Genomic DNA, 764 nt, shown 5'->3' with positions numbered 1-764 from the left:
GTCATATGGAGACTCTGTTATAAAACAAAAAAACCTTACAAATGTAAGGTTTTCTCGTAAATCTGGGATGCGGTCGGAGGGATTTGAACCCTCACGCCTTGTGAGCGCCACCCCCTCAAGATGGTGTGTCTGCCGTTCCACCACGACCGCTTAAAGGAAGATAAACTGGGGATCTAGGATTTGAACCTAGGCATGACGGAGTCAAAGTCCGTTGCCTTACCGCTTGGCTAATCCCCAACAAGATAAGGGAAAAGGGCGACCGATGGGACTTGAACCCACGAATGCTGGATCCACAAACCAGTGCGTTAACCCCTTCGCCACGACCGCCACAGTAGGGATTTATTCCCTGAAGACTAGATACGAAACTTACGTAAAGGTAAGGACTTCTTAGGTTTCAAGCAGAGAGACTTTTGACTTCGTCAAAAGATCCCTATATTAGGTTAAGCCCTCGACCGATTAGTATTCGTCAGCTRCATRCRTTGCYGCACTTCCACCTCGAACCTATCAACCTCGTCGTCTACAAGGGGTCTTACATACTGGGAAATCTCATCTTGAGGGGGGCTTCGCGCTTAGATGCTTTCAGCGCTTATCCCCTCCGTACATAGCTACCCAGCKATGCCTCTGGCGAGACAACTGGTACACCAGCGGTACGTCCATCCCGGTCCTCTCGTACTAAGGACAGCTCCTCTCAAATTTCCTACGCCCGCGACAGATAGGGACCGAACTGTCTCACGACGTTCTGAACCCAGCTCGCGTACCGCTTT

The 764-nt window shown here is 50.3% G+C and carries 3 tRNA genes and 1 rRNA gene; all 4 read right to left on the bottom strand.

From position 1 onward, the window contains the following. Nucleotides 1–68: 68 nt before the first annotated feature. Nucleotides 69–150 (bottom strand) — tRNA-Leu (locus AC1DUA_RS39555). Between the two features lie 15 nt (nucleotides 151–165). Continuing rightward, nucleotides 166–237: transfer RNA gene (locus tag AC1DUA_RS39550), tRNA-Gln, on the bottom strand. Nucleotides 238–254: 17 nt separating this feature from the next. Next, nucleotides 255–327: transfer RNA gene (locus AC1DUA_RS39545), tRNA-His, on the bottom strand. 109 nt (nucleotides 328–436) lie between these two features. Further along, nucleotides 437–764, bottom strand: a 23S ribosomal RNA gene (locus AC1DUA_RS39540); the annotation flags it as partial.

The organism is Paenibacillus sp. 01T422, from assembly GCF_056398785.1.
The sequence above is the reverse complement of the archived record's forward strand: the minus strand, read 5'-3'. Positions and strand labels throughout refer to the sequence as shown.